Raw genomic sequence first — 22,426 nt, 5'->3', positions numbered from 1 at the left:
GTCCTCCCAGGAGGCGAGCTCTTGAGGTGCTGGCTCGCTCGACGCCTAGATCACGACCGCGCTGCGACGAAGTCAAGCGCGCGGCCGGCATGTCTGGGAGGCGCGGCCGCGTCGGAATCCTATTGTCCTTCGCCCGCGCGCCACAGCGCGTCGAGGCCGTGCCGATAGGTCGGGTGGACCAGCGCGATGCCGAGCTCGTGCTTCAGTTTCGCATTGGAGACGCGGGCGCTGCTGGCATAGAAGCTCCGCGCCATCGCCGACATCTCGGCGGTGGCGAAATCCTCTTCGGGCGGCGGCGCAACGCCCATCAGCTGTGCGGCATAGGCGATCACGTCCTGCGGCGGCGTCGGCTCGTCATCGCAGACGTTCCAGGTGCCGCCACCCTGGTGCGGGATCGCCGCCATGATCGCGCTCGCGATGTCGTCGACATGGATGCGGTTGAAGATCTGTCCGGGCTTGACGATGCGGCGGGCCGTTCCCGCGCGCAATGTCGCCAGCGCATTGCGGCCGGGACCATAGATTCCGGCAAGCCGCAGGATCGCCGCATCGCCATGCGCAATGTCCATCCAGGCCTGCTCGGCGGCGACCCGCATGCGGGCGCGGTCGAGTGTCGACTGCGGCGGCGTAGTCTCGTCGACCCAGCCGCCGCAGTGATCACCGTAGACGCCGATGGTGGAGAGATAGACGATCTTGCGGCGGCCGGCCGCCAGCACGTCGCCGAACGCTGCGATGGCGGGGTCGCCGGCGGGGCCGGGCGGGATCGACACCAGAAGCACATCGGCGTTGCGAACCCGTTCGGCCGTCTCACGCGACGGACTGCCGGAAAAGCCGTGCACCTCAAGGCCGGCAAGGTCGTCCCGCTTTGCGGGATCGCGCACGGTGCCGGCGACATGGGAGAAGCTGCCGCCGAACCGGTGGACGAAGTGCCGGACGCTGTAGCCGAGGCCGAGGATGAAGAGCCGCATGCGTCTCCCGTGCAGGTCGAGGTTCCCGTGCGCGCCGTCGCGCGCCTTTCGCTCATAAGAGATTTTTGGGTCCGGCAAAAGATATTGCGATTTGTCTCGCCTCATGCCCCGGGCGATGGTCGGCTGTCAAAGGGAGGCACCGATCATGCAGGCAGAAGCGCTCGCCTCAGTGCCGGCGGATGAGCTGATCCGGCGTGCGGCCGCGCTGATCTTCGATGTCGACGGCACCCTGGCCGAGACCGAGGAGCTGCATCGGCAGGCCTTCAACCATGCTTTCGCCCGCCACGGTCTCGGTTGGCAGTGGGACCGCGCGATCTACAAGGATCTGCTGCGGGTGACCGGCGGCAAGGAACGCATGCGCGCCTATCACGGAAGGCTGGACGTGGCGTCCCCCCTGACGGATGCGGACATCGCCGAGCTGCACCGCATCAAGACCGCGCATTATGCCGAGCTGATCGAAACCGGCTGCTGTCCGCTGCGGCCGGGCGTGATCGAGCTGCTCGCCGCGGCAAAGGCGCGCGGTCAGCGGCTTGCGATCGCGACCACGACCTCGCACGGCAACATCGATGCGCTGCTGTCGCAGGCGCTGGGCGCGAGCTGGGCCGCGGCGTTCGATGCCATCGTCGCCGGCGACGATGTCAGCCACAAGAAGCCGGCGCCGGACGTCTATCTCGAAACGCTGGCGCGGCTGAAGCTGGGCGCGGCCGCGTGCGTTGCCATCGAGGATTCCGCCAATGGGCTGATCTCGGCTTCACGCGCCGGCATTCCGGTCCTGATCACGCGCAGCATGTTTTTCCGGGACGAGGATTTCAGCGCGGCGCGGTGCGTGCTGGACGACCTGTCGGAACTGGCCGCCAACCAAAAATTCGAAAAACAACCCCATGCACAGTAGATCACGGCAGCGTGACCATCGCGGTCAGTGCACCCTGTGGCTCGTTCTATCGTCTTCAGCCTGCTCGACAATCTGCGCAATCGGGCTCGATTGGTGATGCACCAGAAGCCAATCGTCGCCGACGCGGCGGAAATGGTTGGCAGCGGCCAGAGCGGTGCCGTCGACGATCTCGATGCAGAGCACGCGGGCGCTGTCGCCGTCGACGATCGCCTGCGGCTCGGCGCAGACGATCTGCGGTCTTTCCGGGTTTTGCAGGATGTCGCGCCAGCTCCCGATCACGGTGGCGCGGCCGATGATCGCCGGCCAGCCGGGATGGATGCAGGAAATGGCGTCGTCGTCCGCCCACATCCGTTCCATGCCGTCGAAATCGCCGGCCGAAAAGGCGGCGTAGAAGGCCGCGTTGGCGGCGATGACCTTGGTGTCCTTTGTCATGCTTCCCCGGTGCGGCAAGGACAGACAAAAAGCAAGCGCGACTTCCGTTCGGCCTGGTGTCCGATTTGGACCGCAGTGCAGCATTGCCCCGCTCAGGCCGAGACCAGCATCTCCACCGCCCGCCGCGCACCGTGCCTGTATAGACCGCCGAGCGCCGTCGTCACGGCCTCGCGCAGCCGCGGCTCGGCACCCAGCGGCCCGAACACTTTTTCCACCCCAAGCAATGCGGGCGCGAGCCGCTCGGCAACCGGCCCTGCCTCGCGCGCCAGCGCGGCGAACTCGCCGGCAAGGGGATCGCGCACGTCGATGGCGCGGCCCTGTTCGTCCGTTGCGGTGACGTAGCGCATCCAGCCGGCGACCGCGAGCGCATGCGTTGCGATCGGCAGGTTCTTGGCGAGGCGGTCCTGCATCGCGCCGAGCAGCCGCTGCGGCAGCTTCTGCGAGCCGTCCATCGCGATCTGCCAGGTGCGGTGATGCAGCGCCGGGTTGGAAAAGCGCTCGAGCAGCGAGGCGCGATAGGCGGCAAGGTCGGTGCCGGCAGGCATCGTCAGCGTCAGCGCGGCGTCCTCCATCACGCGCGCGGCGAGGCGCGCGAAATGCGGATCCTGCATGGTGTCCGCGATGGTCTTATAGCCTGCCAGATAGCCGAGATAGGCCAGCGCCGAATGGCTGGCATTGAGCAACCGCAGCTTCATCAGCTCGAACGGCTTGACGTCGGTGACGAGCTCGACGCCGGCGGCGGCAAGGTCGGGCCGGCCGGCGGTGAAGCGGTCCTCGACCACCCATTGCGTGAAAGGCTCGGTCATCACAGGCCAGGCGTCGCGAAAGCCCAGCGCGTTCGAGACGGCATCGCGGTCGGCATCCGTCGTTTCAGGAACGATGCGGTCGACCATGGTCGAGGGGAAAGCGGCATTGTCCGCGATCCACTTGCCGAGTTCCCTGGAGCGGAGCGCGGCGAACTGCGTCACGATGCGCTGCACGGTGTGGCCGTTGGCGGCGAGATTGTCGCAGCACAGCACGGTGAAGGGCAGGGCGCCCAGCGCGCGCCGCCGTGCCAGCGCAGCGACGATGAAGCCGGGCGCCGAGCGCGGCGCGTCGAAATTGTTCAAATCGTGCACGACGTCGGGATGCCGCTCGTCGAGATCGCCGGTCTGCGGCGTGTGGCAATAGCCCTTCTCTGTGACCGTCAGCGAGACGATGCGGGTGGCGGGATCGGCCATCCGCTCCACCAGCGCGGCCGGGTTCTCGCGCGCGACGACGCTGTCGAGCAGCGCGCCGATCACGCGATGCTCGGTGCCCTCAGTGGCGCGTACGGCAACCGTGTAGAGATGATCCTGCGGGGCGAGGGCATCGCGCGTGTCCGGGCTGCGCAAGCTGGCGCCGATGATGCCCCAGGACGAGCTGCCGCCAGCAAGGCAATCGTCGATGACGACGGCCTGATGTGCGCGATGAAAGGCGCCGAGGCCGAGATGCACGATGCCGGGTGAAATGCGCGAGCGGTCGTAGGCCGGGCGGCGGACGGCCGGCGGCAACCGGTCGAGATTGGCGCTGCCAAGACGCACGGAACCTGGGCGCATGGACGTCTCCCCTTTGCTTTGCCGCTGCTTGACATGGCGCCTGGATCAGGTCAATGCTCCGGTCAATTGGTAAGACCAATTTTCCAAAATTGGCGGGCCGCGGGCCGACAAGGCCCCGCGCGACCCTTTCGGGAGGACCAGCGTGCCGCTGGAAGCTGTGGAGGCGAGACGGCTTTATCGCCAGGTCGCCGATCAATTGCGAAGCCTGATCGACAGCGGCGAGTACGCGGTCGGCAGCCGCTTGCCGACCGAGCGCGAACTCGCCGAGCAGCTCAAGGTGTCCAGGCCGACGGTGCGCGAAGCCTTGATCGCGCTCGAGGTCGAAGGGCGCCTGCGCATCCGGGTCGGCTCCGGCATCTATGTGATCGAGCCCGCCGCAATCGCCGCGCCCGCAGCCGCCGCCGTCATCGAGGGGCCGTTCGAGCTGCTGCGCGCCCGCGAATTCCTCGAAAGTGCCATCGCCGAACAGGCCGCGCGCGTCGCGACCAAAGACGACATCGCCCGCATCGACGCCTCACTGCTCGCGATGGAGAAGGTCGAGCATCCCGGCGAAGCCTCGATGGTGCACGACCGCGCCTTCCACGTTGCGATCGCCGGCAGTCTCGGCAATGCCGTTCTGGTGCGCGTGGTCGGCGAACTGTTCGACCAGCGCCTCAATCCCTATTTCGCGCAGCTTGCGCATTATTTCGAGAGCCCCGGCACCTGGCGCACCGCGCTCGACGAGCACCGCGCCGTACGCGAGGCGATCGCGGCGCATGATCACGACGCCGCGCGCGAGGCGATGCGCACCCATCTGGCGCGGTCGCAGGAGCGCTTCGCGCAGAATTTCGGTGCCGAGACCGCGGCAGGACCGGCTTCGGGCCGAAGCCGGGCGGCGCGGTCGCCGGCAAGACCTAAACCTGCGCCGAAGAAGAAGCGCACTACGGGCGGCGGCACCCGGCGATGAGATTGGGCGGCCCGCATCCGCCTCGGACGCGGGCGAACAAGAAGCAGACTTGAACAATGGAGGAAAAGTCAGTGTTGAAAAAAATGACGATTGCAGCAGTAATTTCGGCTGCCGCGCTATTGGCTGCCACCCAGGCCGGCATGGCGCAGACCAAGCTCAAATGGGCCCATGTCTACGAGACCTCGGAGCCGTTCCACACCGCGTCCGTGTGGGCCGCACAGGAGATCAACAAGCGCACCAACGGGCGCTATGCGATCGACGTCTATCCGGCCTCGCAGCTCGGCAAGGAGGCCGACATCAACCAGGGCCTGTCGCTCGGCTCGGTCGACATCATCATCTCCGGCTCGAGCTTCGCGGCCAAGAGCTTCCCGCCGATCGGCGTGACCTATTATCCCTACACCTTCCGCGATGCCGACCATCTGCTCGCCTACACCAAGAGCGACATCTTCAAGGAGCTCGCCAAGGGTTACGAGGACAAGAGCGGCCACCACATCGTCGCGGTGACCTATTACGGCGTGCGCCAGACCTCGTCGAACAAGCCGATCAAGACCTGCGCCGACATGAAGGGCCTGAAGATGCGCGTGCCCGACGTGCCGGCCTACCTCGCCATGCCGCGGGCCTGCGGCGCCAACACCGCGCCGATCGCCTTCGCCGAAGTCTATCTGGCGCTCCAGAACGGCACCGTCGAGGCGCAGGAGAACCCGTTGACCACGATCGAGGCCAAGAAGTTCTACGAGGTGCAGAAGCACATCGTGCTGACCGGCCATATCGTCGATCACCTCAACACCGTGATCGCCGGCGCGCTGTGGAAGAAGCTGTCCGACGAGGACAAGAAGATCTTTACCGAAGTGGCGCAGGAAGCCGCCGCCAAGGCCACCGGCGAGATCAAGCAGAACGAAGCCAAGCTGGTCGCCTTCTTCAAGGAGAAGGGCCTGACCGTGACCGAGGTCGACAAGAACGAGTTCCGCGACACCGTGCTGAAGAACGTCGCGTTCGAGACCTTTGGTTACCGCAAGGCCGACTGGGAAAAGATCCAGGCGGTGAAGTAACACTGGCTGTCATTCCGGGACGGCGCGCAGGACCGGGCACAGCCCGGTCCGAGCACCGAACCCGGAATCTCGAGGTTCCGGGTTCTCGCTTCGCGAGCCCCGGAACGACGTTCAGGTTTTCAGGAGTACCCCATGTCCATCGCCGAAATCCACCGGCAGATCACCGCGGACGAGATCGCCCATACCTTCGAGGAGGAGGCGACGCCGAAGGTCGATCTCGGCGTCTACGCGTTCGAGGACTGGGTGGCGCTCGCCATCTTCTGGGCGATGGCGCTTGCCGTCTTCCTGCAGTTCTTCACCCGCTACGTGCTCAACGACAGCTACGCCTGGACCGAGGAGATCGCGACCTATTGCCTGATCGGCGTGGTCTTCATCGGCGCCTCGATGTGCGTGCGGCTGTCGCGGCACATCCAGGTCGACCTCCTCTACCGCTATCTGCCGCAACCCGTGGGGCGCGTGCTGTCGACCGTGATCGACCTGATCCGGCTCGCCTTCTTCGGCTACGCGATCAAGCTGGTCTGGGTCTACATCCAGATCATCGGCGACGAGCAGATGACCACGATCAATTTTCGCAAGGACTACGTCTATTACGCCGTGCTGCTCGGCTTCGTGCTGATGTTCGCGCGCTCCGCGCAGGTGGCAATACAGAACTGGCGGCAGGGCTACTCGGTCCTCGAACGACCCGGTGCCTACGACGGATCGGAAGGATAAGACCATGCTGCTGTTGCTCGGAGGCTTTCTCATCCTGATGCTGCTCGGCGTTCCCGTGGCGATTGCCATGGCCGCGTCGTCGCTGGTCTACATCCTGGTCAGCGGCGTGACGCCCGACGTCACGCTGGCGCAGCGCATGATCGCCGGCGTCGAGAGCTTTCCGCTACTCGCCGTGCCGTTCTTCATCCTGGCCGGCAATCTCATGAACATCGCCGGCGTCACCGGGCGCATCTACAAATTCGCGGTCGCGCTGGTGGGCTGGATGCGCGGCGGCCTCGGCCACGTCAACATCATCGGCTCGGTGATCTTCTCCGGCATGTCCGGCACCGCCATCGCGGACGCCGCCGGTCTCGGCACCATCGAGATCAAGGCGATGAAGGACCACGGCTACTCCACCGAATTCTCGGTCGGTGTCACCGCGGCGTCCGCCACGCTCGGGCCGATCATTCCGCCATCGCTGCCCTTCGTGATCTACGGCATGATGGCCAACGTCTCGATCGGCGCGCTGTTTTTGGGCGGCGTCATTCCCGGCGTCGTCCTGACGCTGTTCATGATGGCGACCGTCACCTATTTCGCGCACAAGAACAAATGGGGCAGCGACACGCCGTTCTCCTGGCCGCAGCTCGGCTCGGCCGGTCTCGAGATCCTCATCGTGCTGTCGTTCCCGATGGCGATCTGGCTGATGGTGCTCGCCGGCCTATCGGTCAACATGGCGGTTGCGATCGGCCTCGGCACGCTGCTGATCATCGACTGGTACTTCGACTTCTCGGCGGTGATGGCGCTGATGGCGCCGGTGATCCTGATCGGCGGCATGACGCTGGGCTGGTTCACGCCGACGGAAGCTGCTGTTGCCGCGGTGATCTGGTCGCTGTTCCTCGGTCTCGTTCGCTACCGCACCATGACGTTTCAGACCGTTGCCAAGGCGACTTTCGACACCATCGAGACCACGGCCTCGGTGCTGTTCATCGTCACCGCAGCCTCGATCTTCGCCTGGCTGCTGACGGTGTCGCAGGCTGCACAGATGCTGTCGGACTGGATGCTCAGCATCACCCACAACAAATGGGTGTTCCTGGCGCTCGCCAACGTCCTGATCCTGTTCGTCGGCTGCTTCATCGACACCACGGCGGCGATCACCATCCTGGTGCCGATCCTGCTGCCGATCGTGCTCAAGCTCGGCATCGACCCGATCCACTTCGGCCTGATCATGACGCTCAACCTGATGATCGGCCTGTTGCATCCGCCGCTCGGGATGGTGCTGTTCGTGCTCGCCCGCGTGGCAAAACTCTCGGTCGAGCGCACGACGGTGGCGATCCTGCCCTGGCTGGTGCCGCTGATGCTTGCGCTGATCGCGATCACTTACATCCCCGACCTGACCCTCTGGCTGCCGAAATACATGGGACTCTCCAAATGACCTCGACTGCTCTCGCCGCAACCTTGTTCGGCCCCGAGGATCTGCGCATGGTCGAGCATCCGCTCGACAAGCTGGCATCTGGCATGGTGCGTATCCGCTTCGGTGCCGGCGGCATCTGCGGCTCTGACATGCATTACTTCCGCCATGCCCGGACCGGCGACTTCGTGGTGAAGTCGCCGCTGGTGCTCGGCCACGAGATCTCGGGCGAGGTCGTGGAGATCTCCGGCACCGCAGCGAACCTGAAGGTCGGTGACCGCGTCGCCGTCAATCCGTCGCGCTGGTGCGGCCATTGCGTCGCCTGCCGCGAGGGCCGGCCGAATTTGTGCGAGAACATCTACTTCATGGGCTCGGCCTCGAAGACGCCGCACATGCAGGGCGGCTTCGCCAATTATTTCGATGCGGTCCCCGTGCAATGCGTGAAGATCCCGGACCACGTGTCGTACCAGGCCGCGGCGCTCGCCGAGCCGCTCGCGGTCTGCCTGCACGCAGTCGCGCGCGCCGGCAATATCGAGGGCAAGCGCGGCATCATCTTCGGTGCCGGCCCGATCGGGCTTCTGACCATGCTCGCCGCGCACCGCGCCGGCATGGCCGATATCACGGTCGCCGACATCGCGCCGGCGCCGCTGGCCTTCGCGACCAGGCTCGGCGCCTCGCATGTCGAGAACGTCTCGGCTGGCGAGGAAGGTCTGAAGGCGCAGGCCGCGGCACGTCCTTACGATGTCGCCTTTGAAGTTTCGGGCACCGCCGCGGGCCTTGCCAGTGCCATCGGCATCGTCAGGCGCGGCGGCGTGGTGGTGCAGATCGGCAATCTGCCGGGCGGCCAGATCCCGACGCCGTCGAACGCGGTGATGGCGAAGGAGATCGACCTGCGCGGCTCGTTCCGCTTCGGCTTCGAATTCATGACCGCGGTGGAGCTGATTTCGGCCGGCAGCGTCGACGTGCTGTCGCTGGTTACCGCCGAGCGTCCGCTGTCGACCGCGCCCGACGCGCTGCGGCTGGCGCTCGACCGCTCGCAGAGCGTCAAGGTCGTGCTGACCGCGAACTGAGTGGAGAGACCAGATGATGCTCGAAGGTTGGCGCTGGTACGGGCCTGATGATCCGGTCTCGCTCGACGATGTCAGGCAGGCCGGTGCGAGCGATATCGTCTCGGCGCTGCATCAGGTGCCGATCGGCGAGGCCTGGACGCGCAAGGCGGTCGAGGAGCGCAAGAACTTCATCGAGAACGGTCAGCCCGGCCGCTCAAAGCTGACATGGTCGGTGGTGGAATCGATTCCGATCCCCGATGACGTCAAGCGTCTCGGCGGTAAGGCGACGAAGTCGATCGAGGCGTGGATCGCGAGCATGGAAGCGGTCGCCGCCTCCGGCATCAAGATCATCTGCTACAATTTCATGCCGGTCGTCGACTGGTGCCGCACTGACCTGGAGTGGGAGCTGCCAAATGGCGCCCGCGCCATGCGCTTCGACCAGGACCGCTTTGCCGCCTTCGAGCTGCATATCCTGAAGCGGCCCGCCGCGGTGCAGGAGTACTCACCCGAGCAGCAGGCCCGCGCGAAGGCGCTGTTCGAGAAGATGAGCCAGGCGGATATCGACTATCTCGTCATGGTCATCGCAAGCGCGCTGCCGGGCTCGACCACCGAGCCGATGACCATTCCGCAATTCCGCGACCGGCTGGAGACCTATCGCGACATCTCGCCTGAGATCCTGAGGCAGCATCTCGCCGAGTTCCTGGCGCGGGTGACGCCGGTGGCCGAGCAGCTCGGAGTGTCCCTGACCCTGCATCCCGACGATCCGCCGCGCCCGCTGTTCGGTCTGCCGCGCATTGCCTCGTCAGCCGCCGACTATCAGGCGCTGTTCGACGCGGTGCCGTCCAAGGCGAACGGCATCTGCCTGTGCACCGGTTCGCTCGGCGTGCGCGCGGAGAACAATCTGCCTGAAATGGCCGAGCGCTTCGGCCCCCGCATCGCCTTTGCGCATCTGCGTGCAACCAAGCGCGAGGCGGACGGGCTGTCGTTCTACGAGTCCGATCATCTCGACGGTGACGTCGACATGGTCGCCGTGCTCAAGGCGCTGCTGAAGGAGAACGCGAAGCGTTCGCCCGACAAGCAAATCGTGTTCCGGCCCGACCACGGCCACCGCATGCTCGACGATCTCGCCGCCACCAAGCGCACCAACCCCGGCTACACCGCGATCGGCCGCCTCCGCGGCCTCGCCGAACTGCGCGGCGCGATCCGCGCGATCGAACATCGGTAGGGAAAAGCTCTCTCGTCATGACGTGGAAGGAGGGGGTCCGACGCCTCCAAAGCGTCATGGCCGGGCTTGTCCCGGCCATCCACGTCTAGCCACGCCGCACCGAGAACGTGGATGCCCGGGACAAGCCCGGGCATGACGACCTGTTGCGAACGTTCGATTGCGGCTCCGCCACCTAATAACACGCGTCCATCGCGCCGAGCCTCGGATAGAGCCGGTCGATCGCGGCGATCTCGCTGTGCATCTGCGTGATGATCCAGTCGCGGATCTCGGCGGCGATCGGGCGCATCGGCCGGTTGCGGGGCGGCAGGAATTCGCAGATGCGGCGCGTGGTGGTCAGCGTGTCGGAGGCCGGCACCAGCGCGCCGGTGAGCAGCCAGTGCGAGGTGACGGTCAGCCAGCCGAGCGCGATGCCCTGGCCGAGCAGGGCGGCCTGCACCACGACGGCATAATCCGTAAAGCTCAGCCCCTTGGCCGCGCCGCGGCGTCCGGTGAGGAGCGATGCATAATCCGCGGCCCAGTCGCCCGGCGTCTCGGCGAGGCGGATGATGGTGTTGCCCTCGGCGGGATCGGTTGCGCCGAGATAGGAGGGGCTGCACATCGGCAGCATCACTTCCTTCATCACGAGCGTTCCGCCGGAGGGCGGCTCCTCGCGATCGCGAAAGCGCATGCCGAGGTCGACATTCTCCACCGGCCCGCGCAGCGCGCCGGAGATCAGCTGGAAGCGCAGGTCGACTTGCGGAAACTGCTTCTGCAGCTTGTCGATGCGCGGCATCAGCCAATGCGTGGTGAAGGCGGAGGAGACCGACAGCGTCACCGTCTCGGTGCCCTTGCGGCGCCGCTCGATCTCGACGAGGCCGCTCTCGATGCTGCGAAAGCCGTCGAGCACGCGGCGATACAACAGCTCGCCTTCCTCGGTGAGCACGGCACGGCCCGCTGTGCGGTCGAACAGGCGGACGCCGAGATGCTCCTCGAGCTGGCCGAGCATCCGGCTCACCGCAGGCTGCGTCACGTTCAATTCCGCGGCGGCGGCCGTGAAGCTGCCATTGCGCGCCGCCGCGTCGAAGACGAACAGGGCGTTGCTCGACGGCAGCATGCGGCGAAGCTCAGGCATAACGTCATGTTATGGGCGCGGTGAGAATTTGGCAATTGCCGGATTTTGCCAAGTCTGGTGTCATCGGCATCACAGCCTAAAGACAGGGTGTTCGGGCAAGGATTTGGTGCGGCGCACGCTGCGCCACTGAATGCTCCGGAATGCTGTCTATAAAGCAGGCTTATGGCGCGCAGTGAGGCACGCCATTGCAGGGACGGGCGAGGTCGATCGTTGGACAAACGAGCGGAAAGCGTCGAGATCAGGTCCGCGAGCAAGGCGTATGGCGCCGTTCGCGCTCTCGACGACGTCTCGCTCAATGTCGGCGCCGGCGAGTTCGTCTCGCTGCTCGGTCCCTCCGGCTCGGGCAAGACCACGCTGCTCGGCATTTTGGGCGGCTTCATCCTGCCGACGTCAGGCACGATCCTGTTCGGCGGCCGAGACGTCACCTACATGCCGCCGCACAAGCGGGACATCGGTGTGGTGTTCCAGAACTACGCGCTGTTCCCGCATATGAGCGTCGGCGAGAACGTCGCCTTTCCCCTGCGTGCGCGCCGCCTGCCGAAAGCCAGCTGGCCCGACAAGGTGCGCGCTGCACTCGGCATGGTCGGGCTTTCCGGCTATGAGGAGCGCGGCATCGCGCAGCTCTCCGGCGGCCAGCGCCAGCGCGTGGCGCTGGCGCGCGCCATGATCTTCGAGCCGCGCCTGATCCTGATGGACGAGCCGCTCTCCGCGCTCGACAAGCAGCTGCGCGAATCCATGCAGATCGAGCTGCGCGCGCTGCACCGGCGCATCCAGGCCACCATCATCTATGTCACCCATGACCAGCGCGAGGCGCTGACCATGAGCGATCGCGTCGCCGTCATGAAGGATGGACGGCTGATCCAGATCGACGTGCCCGAGCGGCTGCACGACCATCCCGCCGATTCCTTCGTCGCGAGCTTCATCGGCGAGGCGACGATGCTTCCCGTCCGCCGCGTCGATGCCTCCAGCGTGGCGCTCGGCAATGCGCTGCTGCGCAGCGCCCGCCTTATCCCGGACGGCGATGCCTTGATGCTCGCCGTGCACAGCGAGAAGCTCCTGATCGACGACGGTGCGCAGGACGGCGCCTGCAACCGGCTGACCGGAACGGTCACCGACATCGTCTATCAGGGCGAGAGCCTGCGCATCTTCCTTTCGCTTGCCGACGGCATCGCGCTCAGCCTGCGCCAGCCGAGCTATCACCAGGCCTATAGCCGCATCCCGCCGCTCGGCGGCCGCCTCACCGTCACCCTTCACCCCGAGGACACCATCGTCGTGCCCAGGGTGGACTGATTCAAGCCCTGTCCAACCGAGAGAAGAAACGACATGTCGACCCAAGCCGCGTTCAGCAATTTCAAGGTTCTCACCTTCGACGTCGTCGGCACCCTGATCGATTTCGAGACCGGCGTGATCGAGGCGGTGCGCAGGATCTCCGGCAAGACGCCCGCCGAGCTCAGCGACGACCAGATCTTCGAGCCCTACAAGCGCGGCCGCGACAAGTTCTACGGCCGGTCCAGCGAGGCGATGTTCCACGTCTATCGCCATCTCGCCACGGAGCTCGGGCTGCCCTCCGACGATGCGGCGTGCGACGTGTTCCAGCTCTCGGTGCTGCGCTGGGGGCCGTTCGCGGACTCGGTCGAAGCGCTCAAGCGTCTGCGCACGAAGTTTCGGCTGGTGGCGATGACCAATGCGGACCGCGTCGCGCTGTCCTGCTATGCCCACGCACTCGGTGATCCCTTCGACGACACCGTGTGTGCCGACGAAACCGGCGTTGCAAAACCCAATCCCGAGTTCTTTGCCTACAACAAGGGACGTCAATCCGCCTTCGGCTACAAGCAGTCCGACATTCTGCACGTCGCGCAGAGCCAGTACCACGACATCGGGATCGCGCGGAAGCTCGGCTACAAGGTGTGCTGGATCGAGCGCCGCCAGGGTATCGCCGGCTTCGGCGGCACGCCGGCGGTGGAGACGCTGACCAAGCCGGACTTTCATTATCCGACGTTGAAGGCGCTGGCCGACGCGGCGATCGGGCCGGCGGCGTAGCATCGTGAGCGCGGGCATGACACGGGACTGGAGCGCCCTGCCATCGGTCAACTCGCTGTGGGAAGCCACAGCCGAGCCGGCGCGCGAATTTCCCGTGCTGTCGGGCGAGCAGCAGGCGGATGTGGTGATCATTGGCGCGGGCTATACCGGCCTGTCCGCGGCGCACCACATCGCCAGGAGCGGCCTCAGCCCGGTCGTGCTGGAAGCCAACCGCCCCGGCTGGGGCGCAAGCGGCCGCAACGGCGGCGTCATCACCGCGAAATTCCGCCTGTCGTTCCGCGAGGTCGATGCCGTGCACGGCCGCGCCATGGCGAAGCGCATGTACGAGATCGCGCATGAATCGACCGACATGGTCGAGGAACTGGTCTGCGAATATGGCATCGCCAGCGCGAACCTCGTGCGTACCGGCCAGGTCAAGGCGGCGCACAACGAGACGACGCTCCGGGCCGCGATCGACGAAGCCAACTGGATGACGCGCGAGATGGGCTCGGCCGTGGTCCGCATCCTCGACAGGGATGGCGTGCGCGAGGAGACCGGCTCGGACATCTTCGTCGGCGGCGTGCTCAATCCCGGCTCGGGCGGCATCCATCCGCTGAACTATCTGCGTGGGCTCGCAAATGGTGTGGCGAGCCGGGGCGTGCCGATCTTCCAGGAGTCCCCGGTCGTCAAGCTGCGGCGCGAGGGGGACGGCATCGTCGCCGAGACGCCGCGCGGCACTGTGCGCGCCAAGCAGGCGATCATCGCCACCAACAGCTATTCCGATCTCACCAATGCCACCGCGCATCTGCAGCGCACGCTGGTCCCGTTCCGCAGCGCCATGGTCGCGACCGAGCAGCTGCCGCGCAATCTTGCGGGAAAGCTGATGCCGTCGGGTCGCACCTACACCGAGACCAAGCGCATGATGCGTTGGTTCCGCATGGTCGACAACCGCGTGATCTTCGGCGGCCGCGGCGCGTTCGGCAAGCAGGACTCGCAGGCCGCGTTCGACGCACTGCGCAAGGCCATGGTCGGCATCTTCCCCGATCTCGCCGACATCCCGCTCGCCTACAAATGGTCGGGCCTGGTCGCGATGACGCTGGACTCGGTGCCGCATATCGGCCGGCTCGACGACCGCACGCTGGTCTCGCTGGGCTACAACGGCGCCGGCGTCGCGATGTCGAGCCTGATGGGCCGCTATCTCGCCGCCTTCGTGCGCGGCGAGACGCCGGACGTCGGCCTGCTCGATATCAGGCGTATGAAGACGATTCCGTTCTATCCGCTGCGCGAGCCCGCCGTGCGCATGGTCGCCGGCTGGTACCAGTTTCTCGATGCGATCGGTCAGTGAGATCATTTGGAGGAGGCGAGGATGACGATGACGCAGAAGTTTGGATTGGGCTGCGCGCTGCTGGGCGCAATCGGATATGCTGCTGCGGCCGATGCCGCCGAGCAGATCACCTTCGTCTCGCAAGGCGGTGCCTATCAGCAGGCGCAGACGGTGGCGATCCTCGATCCCTCGGCCAAGAAGCTCGGCATCACCATCAACCAGGATTCCATTCCCGACGCCTGGCCCGCGATCAAGACGCAGGTCGGCAGCGGCAAGCCGATCTGGGATGTCGTCGATACCCCGACCGGCAACTGCCTGCGCGGCGGCGAGCAGGGGCTGATCGAGAAGCTCGATTTCTCCAAGATTCCAAACGGCGCGGCGATGCCGGAGGCCTATCGCAGTCCCTATTCGGTGTCCTATGAATTCTATTCCAGCGTGCTGTCCTACAGCCAAAAGACGTTCCCGAAGGATGCGCCGAACAGCTGGGCCGATTTCTGGGACGTGAAGAAATTTCCCGGCCGCCGCGCGCTGCGCAACCATCCGTTCGCGACGCTGGAGGCCGCGCTGATGGCTGACGGCGTCGCGCCGGACAAGCTCTATCCGCTCGACGTCGACCGCGCCTTCAAGAAGCTGGAGGAGATCAAGCCGCACATCACGGTGTGGTGGACCTCGGGCGCGCAGTCGGCGCAGCTGCTCAACGACGGCGAGGTCGACATGGAGATGGCCTGGAACGGCCGCGTCACCGCCGTCGCCAAGGAGGGCGCCAAGGTTGCCTTCACCTACAACCAGGGCATCCTGCAGAGCACCTCACTCTGCATCCTCAAGGGCGCGCCGAATCTCGCCACGGCCGTGAAATTCCTCAACGAGGCGGTCGATCCCGTGCACCAGGCCAATCTGCCGCTCCACATCGACTACGGCCCCGGCAATCCCAAGGCGTTCGAGACCGGCGTGATCAAGCCCGAGCGCGCCGCGCAGCTGCCGAGCGAGCCGGCCAACGCCGCCAAGCAGGCGCTGATGTCCTACGCCTGGTGGTCTTCGCCCGCAGGCGAAGCCGCCGAGAAGCGCTGGGCCTCGTTCATGCAGAAGTAAAGCGCGCCAATGCCGACGACATCCGTGCCGGATCCCTCCGAGAAGCATCAGCGCCGTGAGAACGGCCTGATGCTGGCATTGGTGTCGCCGGCGCTGCTGGTGATCCTGGCGCTGATCGTGCTGCCGGTCGGCTGGCTGGCCTGGCAGTCGGTCTATCATGACGGCTTCACGCTGGAGAACTACCGCCGCATCTTCACCGAGGACATCTACTGGCGCAGCTTCGCACTGACCTTCGAGATCAGCCTCGCGGTGACGGTGATCGCGCTGCTGCTCGGCTATCCCGTCGCCTATCTCGCCAACTCCGTGCCGAAGGGTTGGAGCATCCTGATCCTGTCGCTGGTCGTGCTGCCGTTCTGGACATCGGTGCTGGTGCGCGCCTATGCCTGGCTGGCGTTGCTTCAGCGCACCGGCGTGATCAACCAGTTCTTGCGTTACCTCGAATTGATCTCCGAGCCGCTCGCCCTCGTCCACAACACTTTCGGCACGGTGGTCGCCACCGTGCACATCCTGCTGCCGTTCATGGTGCTGCCGCTCTACGCCACCATGCAGAAGATCCCCGGTGATCTCATGCAGGCCGGCGCCAGCCTCGGGGCAAGTCCGTCGCTGACGTTCTTGCGCGTCTTCCTGCCGCTGTCGCTGCCGGGCGTGCTCGCCGGCTGCACCATGGTGTTCGTGCTCTGCCTCGGCTTCTACATCACGCCGGAACTGCTCGGCGGCGGACGCACCGTGATGGTGTCGATGCTGGTGAGCCGCAATGTCGAGCTCTACAACCAGTTTGGGGCTGCGAGCGCTGTCGCGGTCGTGCTGCTGCTGAGCGTGCTTGCGATCTTCTTCGCCGTCAGCCGCTTCATCTCGCTCGATCGCGTGCTGGGGCAGAAATGATGCGCACCTCGCCCGCACGCATCGCCCTCTACGTGATCAGCGCGCTGGTGCTGGTCTATCTGATCCTGCCCGTGCTGATCATCGCGCCGATCTCGTTCTCCAGCGCGCGCTTCCTGACCTTCCCGCCGCCGTCGTTCTCGACGCGTTGGTATCAACAATATTTCGCCAACCCGGCCTGGATGCAGGCGACACGGGTGACGCTGACGGTCGCGCTGCTGACGGTGGTGATCGCGACGCCGTTCGGGGTTGCCGCCGCCTACGCCATCAGCCAGTCGAAGCTGCGCATCATGCGCGTCATCCACATGGCGCTGTTGCTGCCGCTGGTGGTGCCCATCATCATCACCGCGGTCGGCATCTTCTTCGTCTATGCCAAGGTCGGCCTGGTCGCGACCATGCCTGGCCTCGTGCTGGCGAACGTGATGCTGGGTTTGCCCTACGTCGTCATCTCCGTGCTCGCAGGGCTCCAGAGCTTCGACCCCGCGCAGGAGATGGTGGCGCGCAGCCTCGGCATGAACCGCCTGCGCAGCTTCTTCGCGGTGACGCTGCCGCAAATCAAGTCCAGCGTGATCGCCGGCGGCATCTTCGCCTTCATCTCGGCAATGGACGAGACCATCGTGGCGCTGTTCATCTCCGGCGGCCAGTATCAGCCGCTGACCAAGCGCATGTTCACGGCGCTCCGCGACGAGATCGACCCGACCATCGCCGCGATCTCGACGCTGATGACCGCGGCGTCCTTCATGCTGGTGCTGCTGGCGAGCACGCGGCAGAAGAGGAGCGGGTGAGGGGAGTTCTGATCGTGCGTAGCGCGGCAATCGAGCCTCCATCACCGTCACCCTGAGGGGCGCGCCCTGGGGCGCAACGCGCCGCAGGGCAAGCCTCGAAGGGCGACGGCCCCACTGCAAGAGTTCGGCCGTGCATCCTTCGAGGCTCCCGGCGCGATGCTGTGCGCATCGCGCCACTCGCTCCTCAGGATGACGGAATTATCATCGTCGCCCGGCGAAGGCCCTCACTTCGCCCCCAGCCACGCCAGGATCATCTCCACGATCTGCGTGCGGCTCCGCGCCAGTACCTTCGGCTCGCTCAAGTCCCGGTCGAACAGCGCGCCAAAGGTGTGGCGGTTGGCGACGCGGAAGAAGCAATAGGAGGAGATGGCGAGGTGCAGGTCGATGGCGTCGACGTCGTCGCGGAAGACGCCTTCGGCGCGGCCGCGCTTCAAAATGCCGTCGAGGGTCGCGATCACGCTGGCGTTGAGCTGGCGCAGTTGCGGATTCTGCTTCAGGTGCTTGCCGTGGTGGATGTTCTCGATCGAGACGAGGCGGATGAAGTTCGGATTGCGCTCGTCGTGGTCGAAAGTCGCCTCGATCAGCCGCCGTAATCCTTCGCGCGCGTCGCAGCTTTCGATGTCGAGCTGGTCCTCCAGCGCGCGGATGCTGCGATAGGCCTCCTCCAGCACCGCGAGGTAGAGCTGCTCCTTGCCGCCGAAATAGTAATAGATCATGCGCTTCGAGGTGCGCGTCCGCGCCGCGATCGCATCGACGCGGGCGCCCGAATAGCCCTCCGAGGCGAATTCGGCCATCGCCACTTCGAGGATGTCGCGCTTGGTGCGCTCGGGATCGTTGGTGCGCTTCGATGGGGGCGGCATGCGCTCGAGCATTGCTGTTTCTCCCCCCAGTTTCCATGGATCGCCTTGAAGGTGAAGGCAAATTTGGCGCTTTCGGGCCTCGATCCAACGCGTATTGCATAAACGTACTAGTTCGTACATTATGACCTCAAACCGAGCTTGCGGCAATCAAAACCAGAAGAACGCGCGCAAGGCGGCGGCCCGCCTGACGCGAACCGCTCGGACACATGGGGAGGAGATTCTGATGACGTTGACGTCCACCGCATCGCTGCATGCATCATCCGGCGCGGAAGCTGCACAAGACAAGCTGCCCAAGCGCGCCGCGCTGGTCAGCTTCGTCGGCAGCATGCTCGAATACTACGACTTCTTCATCTACGGCACCGCGGCTGCGCTGATCTTTCCAAAAGTCTTCTTCGCCAACGTCGATCCGTCGACGGCGACGCTGCTGGCGCTATTGTCCTTCGGCATCGGCTATATCGCGCGGCCCGTGGGCGCCGTCATCCTCGGCCATTTCGGCGATCGCATCGGCCGCAAGACGGTGCTGTTGTTCACGCTGGTCCTGATGGGCGGCTCGACGCTCGCGATCGGCCTGTTGCCGGATGCCAAGGCCATCGGCAACGCCGCGCCGATCATTTTGACGCTGCTGCGCCTGTTGCAGGGCCTGTCGGCCGCCGGCGAGCAGAGCGGGGCGAACTCGCTGACGCTGGAGCACTCCGCCAATTCCAACCGCGCCTTCTTCACCAGCTGGACTCTGAGCGGCACCCAGGCCGGCGCGATCCTGGCGACGCTGGTGTTCATCCCCGTGTCGAGCCTGCCCGAAGAGCAGCTCTTGAGCTGGGGCTGGCGCATTCCGTTCCTGCTGTCCTTCTTCGTGTTGATTGTCGCCTATCTGGTGCGGCGGACCATGCCGGAAACGCCCGTGTTCGAGGACATCAAGGACAAGGCGAAGGTGGCGCGCTTTCCGGTCGTGGCGCTGCTGCGCGACTATTGGTCCGATGTGCTGCGCGTGATCGTCTGCGCGTTGATCGCGACCGTCAGCACCATGACGGCCGTGTTCGCGCTCGGCTATGCCACCTCGAAGTTCGGCGTCGCGCGTCCGACCATGCTGTGGGCCGGCGTGCTCGGCAACGTCACCGCGCTGATCACCCAGCCGCTGTGGGCGCTGCTGGCCGACAGGATCGGCCGCAAGCCGGTGTTCATCGGCGGCGTGCTCGGCTGCGCGGTGCTCGTGTTCCCCTATTTCATGCTGGTGACGTCAGGGAATACGCCGGCGATCTTCGCCGCGGCAATGATCCTCTCCGGCATCATCTACGCCGCACCGAACGCGATCTGGCCCTCGTTTTATGCCGAGATGTTCGAGGCGCGCGTGCGCTATTCCGGCACGGCGATCGGCACCCAGCTCGGCTTCCTCGCCGCCGGCTTCACGCCGCTGGTCAGCGCAAGCCTGGTCGGCGAGGGACCGAACGGCTGGATCCCCGTGGCGATCTTCGTTGCCTGCTGCTGCGTGATCTCGGCGGCATCGGCGGCAACCGCGCGCGAAACCCACACCGTCGATATCGCCGATCTCGGCAAGCGGCGCGCGTAAGAGCAGGGCAAGTTGCAGATGCGAGCGAAAGCGGTTTCGACCACAAGCGGGCCGGTCACCGGCGCAGAGCAGAATGGCATGCACGTCTTTCGGGGCGTGCCCTATGCAACCGCGCGGCGCTTTGCCAAACCCGTGCCGCCGCTCGAATGGACGGAGCCGCGGAGCTGCACGGAGTACGGCGCTTACGCGCCGCAGCCCGGTCATCTCGATCATGCGGCTGAGGCCGCCTGCCTCAGCCTGAACATCTGGGCGCCGGCGGCCGATCGCCCGCTGCCGGTGCTGTTCTTCGTCCATGGCGGCGCCTTCGTCACCGGTGGCGGCGCCGATTATGACGGCGCTTTCCTGGCCGCGCATGGGCCGGCCGTGATCGTCACCATCAACTACCGGCTCGGCCCGCTCGGCTTCCTCCAGCTGCATCGTCGTGGCTTCGCGGAGGCGAGCAACCTCGCGCTCCAGGATACGCTCGCCGCCCTCGATTGGGTGCGCGCCAACATTGCGAAGTTCGGCGGCGACCCGGACGCGATCACGCTCGCAGGCCAGTCTGCCGGCGCCTCCATGGTGATTGCGCTGACGACCCTGCCGCAGGCCAAAGGCAAGTTCATCCGTGCTCTCGCGCTCAGCGCACCCGGGCGGACCATCATGAGCGCCGATCATGCCGACGACGTCGCGCGGCGCGTGATCGACGAGCTCGGACTGTCGCGTGATCCAGGCATGATTGCTTCCGTGCCGCTGCAAGACCTGTTCGCGGCGGTGGAGCGCGTCGGTCGCAGGCTCGCGGACGAGACGGAGCACGGCACCGTGTTCGGCCCCGTGCTCGACGGCACGGTGATCCCGCGCGAGCCCCGCGACGTCATCGCCGACGGAACGCTGCGTGACATTCCGCTCTGGCTCGGCTCCTGTCGCGACGAGATGGTGATGTTCCTGAAGAGCACGCCGCCGGCCGCGATGATCCGCACCACCGAGCGGCAGCTGCGCGCCTCGTTCGGCGATGCCGGCTGGGAGCGCCTGCTGTCCTGTTATCGCGCCAGCGCGCGTCCCGACGAGGATCCGTACGAGGCGCTGCTGTCGGATGCGTTCTGGCATCGCCCGATGGCTGATCTGGCGCGTCTGCATGCTGCGGCGGGCGGCTCGGCGTGGCTGAGCCGGTTCGATCACCGCCCCTCGCTCGAGCCGTTCCTGTCGCAAGGCCCGACCCACGGCGCCGACAACGCCTGTCTCTGGGCCCACCTGCCTGATTTCATCGATCGCCCGATCCTGAAGCGCAAGGGCGGTCCGATGACTTCAGGCGACGTCGAGGTCGCCGCGCGTTTTCAGGCCGACGTGCTGCGCTTCGTCACGACCGGCAGGCCTGATGTCGCGGACGCCTGGCCGCGGTTCACGACCGACAGGGAGCCGCTCGGGATATTCAGTCAGCCGTTTCACGTCGTCTCGCTCAGAGACGGCGCGCGGTCGCTGCTGTGGGCGGAGCTGCTGGCGCAATCCGGCGCGCCCAAAGCTCACCCGATCGCGAAATCCGCCGCCGTCTCCGCGTGAATGGCCGTGGTGTCGAACGTCTCGACCGAGGTGTCGTCAGGGCCGACCAGCATCGTGATCTCGGTGCAGCCGAGGATGATGCACTCCGCGCCGGCGGCGACCAGCGCGGCCATCACGTCCTGATAGCAGCGGCGCGAGGGATCGGTGACGATGCCAAGGCACAGCTCCTCGTAAATGATGCGGTTCACATCGGCGCGCGCCCCGGTGGGAGGTACCAGCACGTCGAGATCATGCGCGCGCAGCCGGTCGATGTAAAAATCCTCCTCCATCGTGAATTTGGTGCCGAGCAGCCCGACCCGCCGGTATCCCTTCGCCCGGATCCGCTGCGCCGTCGCATCGCCGATGTGGATGAACGGAACGCTCACGCCGGAGATGATGTCGGGCGCCAATTTGTGCATCGTATTCGTGCACAGCACGATCGCCCGCGCGCCGCCGCTTTCGAGACGTCGCGCGACCTCCGTCAGGCTGGCCGCCGCCTCCGCCCAGCGGCCCGCATACTGCATCTGCTTGATCTGCTCGAAATCGTAGGAATACAGCAGCAGAGGCGCCGAATGCAGCTTGCCCATGCGATCGCGGACCCGCTCATTGATGAGCTTGTAGTACAGCGCGGTGCTCTCCCAGCTCATGCCCCCGATCAGGCCGATGGTCTGCATTCCAATGTCCTCGTTGAGTCCGGCCCGACCGTAGACGAAAACGCCGCGGCCCGGTAGCCATCGCTTGACGGAGGCGAGCTGGCGCGCGGTCCGGCTTCACCAATTATGCCTGCGTAGCCCCGATGGAGCGCAGCGCAATCCGGGGCCGCTCGCCCGGCAACTCGTACCGTCCCGGATTACGCTGGCGCTCCATCCGGGCTACGCGATCGCGGCCTGTGTCGCGCCTGTGTCAATCCATACGCGCAAAAATATTCCGCTTTACCGAAATTCGGTTTCGGCGTATGTGTCGGCCATCCTGATCCGGCGAAAGGGGCGGTCGTACGTCGCAACGAGCCGCGGATCGGGGAGCGGTGGACGCTATCAGCGTCGTGCACGG

Annotated in this window: 21 protein-coding genes; 15 read left to right on the top strand and 6 right to left on the bottom strand. The window is 65.8% G+C overall.

Annotated features, from left to right (window positions below; genetic code table 11):
* Nucleotides 1–119 precede the first annotated feature (119 nt).
* On the bottom strand, nt 120–965 hold the full coding sequence (locus UNPF46_RS07735) for an SDR family oxidoreductase (RefSeq protein WP_142249591.1): 846 nt from the start codon (nt 963–965) through the stop codon (nt 120–122).
* A 145-nt stretch (nt 966–1,110) separates the two neighbouring features.
* Here UNPF46_RS07735 and UNPF46_RS07730 point away from each other — a divergent pair, with 145 nt between their 5' ends.
* A complete protein-coding gene (locus UNPF46_RS07730; protein WP_142249590.1) occupies nt 1,111–1,857 on the top strand; it encodes an HAD family hydrolase in 747 nt (248 codons plus the stop codon).
* A 24-nt stretch (nt 1,858–1,881) separates the two neighbouring features.
* On the opposite strand, the gene UNPF46_RS07725 is transcribed toward UNPF46_RS07730, so the two are convergent.
* Nucleotides 1,882–2,289 carry a nuclear transport factor 2 family protein gene (locus tag UNPF46_RS07725; RefSeq protein ID WP_100178036.1) on the bottom strand — a complete coding sequence of 136 codons (408 nt, stop codon included), beginning with the start codon at nt 2,287–2,289 and terminating at the stop codon, nt 1,882–1,884.
* Nucleotides 2,290–2,381: 92 nt separating this feature from the next.
* Nucleotides 2,382–3,866 (bottom strand): mannitol dehydrogenase family protein, encoded by a 1,485-nt coding sequence (locus tag UNPF46_RS07720; protein ID WP_142249589.1) that lies wholly within the window; start codon nt 3,864–3,866, stop codon nt 2,382–2,384.
* Nucleotides 3,867–4,008: 142 nt separating this feature from the next.
* Here UNPF46_RS07720 and UNPF46_RS07715 point away from each other — a divergent pair, with 142 nt between their 5' ends.
* The 6 genes from UNPF46_RS07715 (at nt 4,009) to uxuA (ending at nt 10,233) form a co-directional block, all read left to right on the top strand.
* A complete protein-coding gene (locus UNPF46_RS07715) occupies nt 4,009–4,812 on the top strand; it encodes a FadR/GntR family transcriptional regulator (RefSeq protein WP_142249588.1) in 804 nt (267 codons plus the stop codon).
* A gap of 56 nt (nt 4,813–4,868) precedes the next feature.
* Entirely contained in the window at nt 4,869–5,861 is a 993-nt protein-coding gene (locus tag UNPF46_RS07710) for a sialic acid TRAP transporter substrate-binding protein SiaP (protein WP_100178039.1), read from the top strand.
* 132 nt (nt 5,862–5,993) lie between these two features.
* Nucleotides 5,994–6,572 carry a TRAP transporter small permease gene (locus UNPF46_RS07705; RefSeq protein ID WP_142249587.1) on the top strand — a complete coding sequence of 193 codons (579 nt, stop codon included), beginning with the start codon at nt 5,994–5,996 and terminating at the stop codon, nt 6,570–6,572.
* Nucleotides 6,573–6,576: 4 nt separating this feature from the next.
* Nucleotides 6,577–7,983, top strand: a complete 1,407-nt coding sequence (locus UNPF46_RS07700; RefSeq protein WP_142249586.1) for a TRAP transporter large permease — start codon at nt 6,577–6,579, stop codon at nt 7,981–7,983.
* A complete protein-coding gene (locus tag UNPF46_RS07695; protein ID WP_142249585.1) occupies nt 7,980–9,029 on the top strand; it encodes an L-idonate 5-dehydrogenase in 1,050 nt (349 codons plus the stop codon). Before UNPF46_RS07700 ends, UNPF46_RS07695 begins: the two co-directional genes overlap by 4 nt.
* Before the next feature lie 13 nt (nt 9,030–9,042).
* Nucleotides 9,043–10,233 (top strand): mannonate dehydratase, encoded by a 1,191-nt coding sequence (gene uxuA, locus UNPF46_RS07690; protein ID WP_142249584.1) that lies wholly within the window; start codon nt 9,043–9,045, stop codon nt 10,231–10,233.
* Nucleotides 10,234–10,405: 172 nt separating this feature from the next.
* Here uxuA and UNPF46_RS07680 read toward each other — a convergent pair whose 3' ends face one another.
* Entirely contained in the window at nt 10,406–11,344 is a 939-nt protein-coding gene (locus tag UNPF46_RS07680; RefSeq protein WP_142249582.1) for a LysR family transcriptional regulator, read from the bottom strand.
* Between the two features lie 210 nt (nt 11,345–11,554).
* Here UNPF46_RS07680 and UNPF46_RS07675 point away from each other — a divergent pair, with 210 nt between their 5' ends.
* The 6 genes from UNPF46_RS07675 to UNPF46_RS07650 are packed head-to-tail and all read left to right on the top strand — an operon-like array spanning nt 11,555 to nt 17,440.
* Nucleotides 11,555–12,634, top strand: coding sequence for an ABC transporter ATP-binding protein (locus UNPF46_RS07675; protein WP_174719000.1), 1,080 nt, complete (start codon nt 11,555–11,557; stop codon nt 12,632–12,634).
* Nucleotides 12,635–12,667: 33 nt separating this feature from the next.
* A complete protein-coding gene (locus tag UNPF46_RS07670; protein WP_142249581.1) occupies nt 12,668–13,384 on the top strand; it encodes an HAD family hydrolase in 717 nt (238 codons plus the stop codon).
* Nucleotides 13,385–13,400: 16 nt separating this feature from the next.
* Nucleotides 13,401–14,708: an NAD(P)/FAD-dependent oxidoreductase gene (locus UNPF46_RS07665; RefSeq protein ID WP_181769835.1), complete on the top strand. Its 1,308-nt coding sequence runs from the start codon at nt 13,401–13,403 to the stop codon at nt 14,706–14,708.
* A gap of 21 nt (nt 14,709–14,729) precedes the next feature.
* Entirely contained in the window at nt 14,730–15,776 is a 1,047-nt protein-coding gene (locus UNPF46_RS07660) for an ABC transporter substrate-binding protein (RefSeq protein WP_100178049.1), read from the top strand.
* 9 nt (nt 15,777–15,785) lie between these two features.
* A complete protein-coding gene (locus UNPF46_RS07655; protein ID WP_181769834.1) occupies nt 15,786–16,658 on the top strand; it encodes an ABC transporter permease in 873 nt (290 codons plus the stop codon).
* A complete protein-coding gene (locus UNPF46_RS07650) occupies nt 16,655–17,440 on the top strand; it encodes an ABC transporter permease (protein ID WP_142249579.1) in 786 nt (261 codons plus the stop codon). The genes UNPF46_RS07655 and UNPF46_RS07650 overlap by 4 nt, the downstream gene beginning before the upstream one ends.
* Nucleotides 17,441–17,664: 224 nt before the next feature.
* Here UNPF46_RS07650 and UNPF46_RS07645 read toward each other — a convergent pair whose 3' ends face one another.
* Entirely contained in the window at nt 17,665–18,312 is a 648-nt protein-coding gene (locus UNPF46_RS07645) for a TetR/AcrR family transcriptional regulator (RefSeq protein ID WP_181769833.1), read from the bottom strand.
* 211 nt (nt 18,313–18,523) lie between these two features.
* On the opposite strand from UNPF46_RS07645, the gene UNPF46_RS07640 reads away from it, so the two are divergent.
* Nucleotides 18,524–19,864 carry an MFS transporter gene (locus tag UNPF46_RS07640; RefSeq protein ID WP_100178052.1) on the top strand — a complete coding sequence of 447 codons (1,341 nt, stop codon included), beginning with the start codon at nt 18,524–18,526 and terminating at the stop codon, nt 19,862–19,864.
* 18 nt (nt 19,865–19,882) lie between these two features.
* The gene (locus UNPF46_RS07635; RefSeq protein ID WP_142249577.1) at nt 19,883–21,397 is read left to right on the top strand and encodes a carboxylesterase/lipase family protein; all 1,515 of its coding nucleotides are present in this window, start codon (nt 19,883–19,885) and stop codon (nt 21,395–21,397) included.
* On the opposite strand, the gene UNPF46_RS07630 is transcribed toward UNPF46_RS07635, so the two are convergent.
* Nucleotides 21,361–22,050 carry an aspartate/glutamate racemase family protein gene (locus UNPF46_RS07630; protein WP_142249576.1) on the bottom strand — a complete coding sequence of 230 codons (690 nt, stop codon included), beginning with the start codon at nt 22,048–22,050 and terminating at the stop codon, nt 21,361–21,363. The two genes, UNPF46_RS07635 and UNPF46_RS07630, sit on opposite strands and share 37 nt — an antisense overlap.
* Nucleotides 22,051–22,426: the final 376 nt, after the last annotated feature.

This window comes from Bradyrhizobium sp. UNPF46, from assembly GCF_006658625.1.
GTDB lineage: Bacteria > Pseudomonadota > Alphaproteobacteria > Rhizobiales > Xanthobacteraceae > Bradyrhizobium > Bradyrhizobium nitroreducens.
The sequence above is the reverse complement of the archived record's forward strand: the minus strand, read 5'-3'. Positions and strand labels throughout refer to the sequence as shown.

Bases quoted from the DNA above. Each gene is read 5' to 3' on its own strand.
- UNPF46_RS07695 (WP_142249585.1), top strand. From the start codon at position 7,980: ATGACCTCGACTGCTCTCGCCGCAACCTTGTTCGGCCCCGAGGATCTG.
- UNPF46_RS07725 (WP_100178036.1), bottom strand. From the start codon at position 2,289: ATGACAAAGGACACCAAGGTCATCGCCGCCAACGCGGCCTTCTACGCC.
- UNPF46_RS07700 (WP_142249586.1), top strand. From the start codon at position 6,577: ATGCTGCTGTTGCTCGGAGGCTTTCTCATCCTGATGCTGCTCGGCGTT.
- UNPF46_RS07705 (WP_142249587.1), top strand. From the start codon at position 5,994: ATGTCCATCGCCGAAATCCACCGGCAGATCACCGCGGACGAGATCGCC.
- UNPF46_RS07710 (WP_100178039.1), top strand. From the start codon at position 4,869: ATGGAGGAAAAGTCAGTGTTGAAAAAAATGACGATTGCAGCAGTAATT.
- UNPF46_RS07670 (WP_142249581.1), top strand. From the start codon at position 12,668: ATGTCGACCCAAGCCGCGTTCAGCAATTTCAAGGTTCTCACCTTCGAC.
- uxuA (WP_142249584.1), top strand. From the start codon at position 9,043: ATGATGCTCGAAGGTTGGCGCTGGTACGGGCCTGATGATCCGGTCTCG.
- UNPF46_RS07630 (WP_142249576.1), bottom strand. From the start codon at position 22,050: ATGCAGACCATCGGCCTGATCGGGGGCATGAGCTGGGAGAGCACCGCG.
- UNPF46_RS07665 (WP_181769835.1), top strand. From the start codon at position 13,401: ATGACACGGGACTGGAGCGCCCTGCCATCGGTCAACTCGCTGTGGGAA.
- UNPF46_RS07650 (WP_142249579.1), top strand. From the start codon at position 16,655: ATGATGCGCACCTCGCCCGCACGCATCGCCCTCTACGTGATCAGCGCG.
- UNPF46_RS07660 (WP_100178049.1), top strand. From the start codon at position 14,730: ATGACGATGACGCAGAAGTTTGGATTGGGCTGCGCGCTGCTGGGCGCA.
- UNPF46_RS07640 (WP_100178052.1), top strand. From the start codon at position 18,524: ATGACGTTGACGTCCACCGCATCGCTGCATGCATCATCCGGCGCGGAA.
- UNPF46_RS07635 (WP_142249577.1), top strand. From the start codon at position 19,883: ATGCGAGCGAAAGCGGTTTCGACCACAAGCGGGCCGGTCACCGGCGCA.
- UNPF46_RS07720 (WP_142249589.1), bottom strand. From the start codon at position 3,866: ATGCGCCCAGGTTCCGTGCGTCTTGGCAGCGCCAATCTCGACCGGTTG.
- UNPF46_RS07680 (WP_142249582.1), bottom strand. From the start codon at position 11,344: ATGCCTGAGCTTCGCCGCATGCTGCCGTCGAGCAACGCCCTGTTCGTC.
- UNPF46_RS07645 (WP_181769833.1), bottom strand. From the start codon at position 18,312: ATGCTCGAGCGCATGCCGCCCCCATCGAAGCGCACCAACGATCCCGAG.
- UNPF46_RS07735 (WP_142249591.1), bottom strand. From the start codon at position 965: ATGCGGCTCTTCATCCTCGGCCTCGGCTACAGCGTCCGGCACTTCGTC.
- UNPF46_RS07730 (WP_142249590.1), top strand. From the start codon at position 1,111: ATGCAGGCAGAAGCGCTCGCCTCAGTGCCGGCGGATGAGCTGATCCGG.
- UNPF46_RS07655 (WP_181769834.1), top strand. From the start codon at position 15,786: ATGCCGACGACATCCGTGCCGGATCCCTCCGAGAAGCATCAGCGCCGT.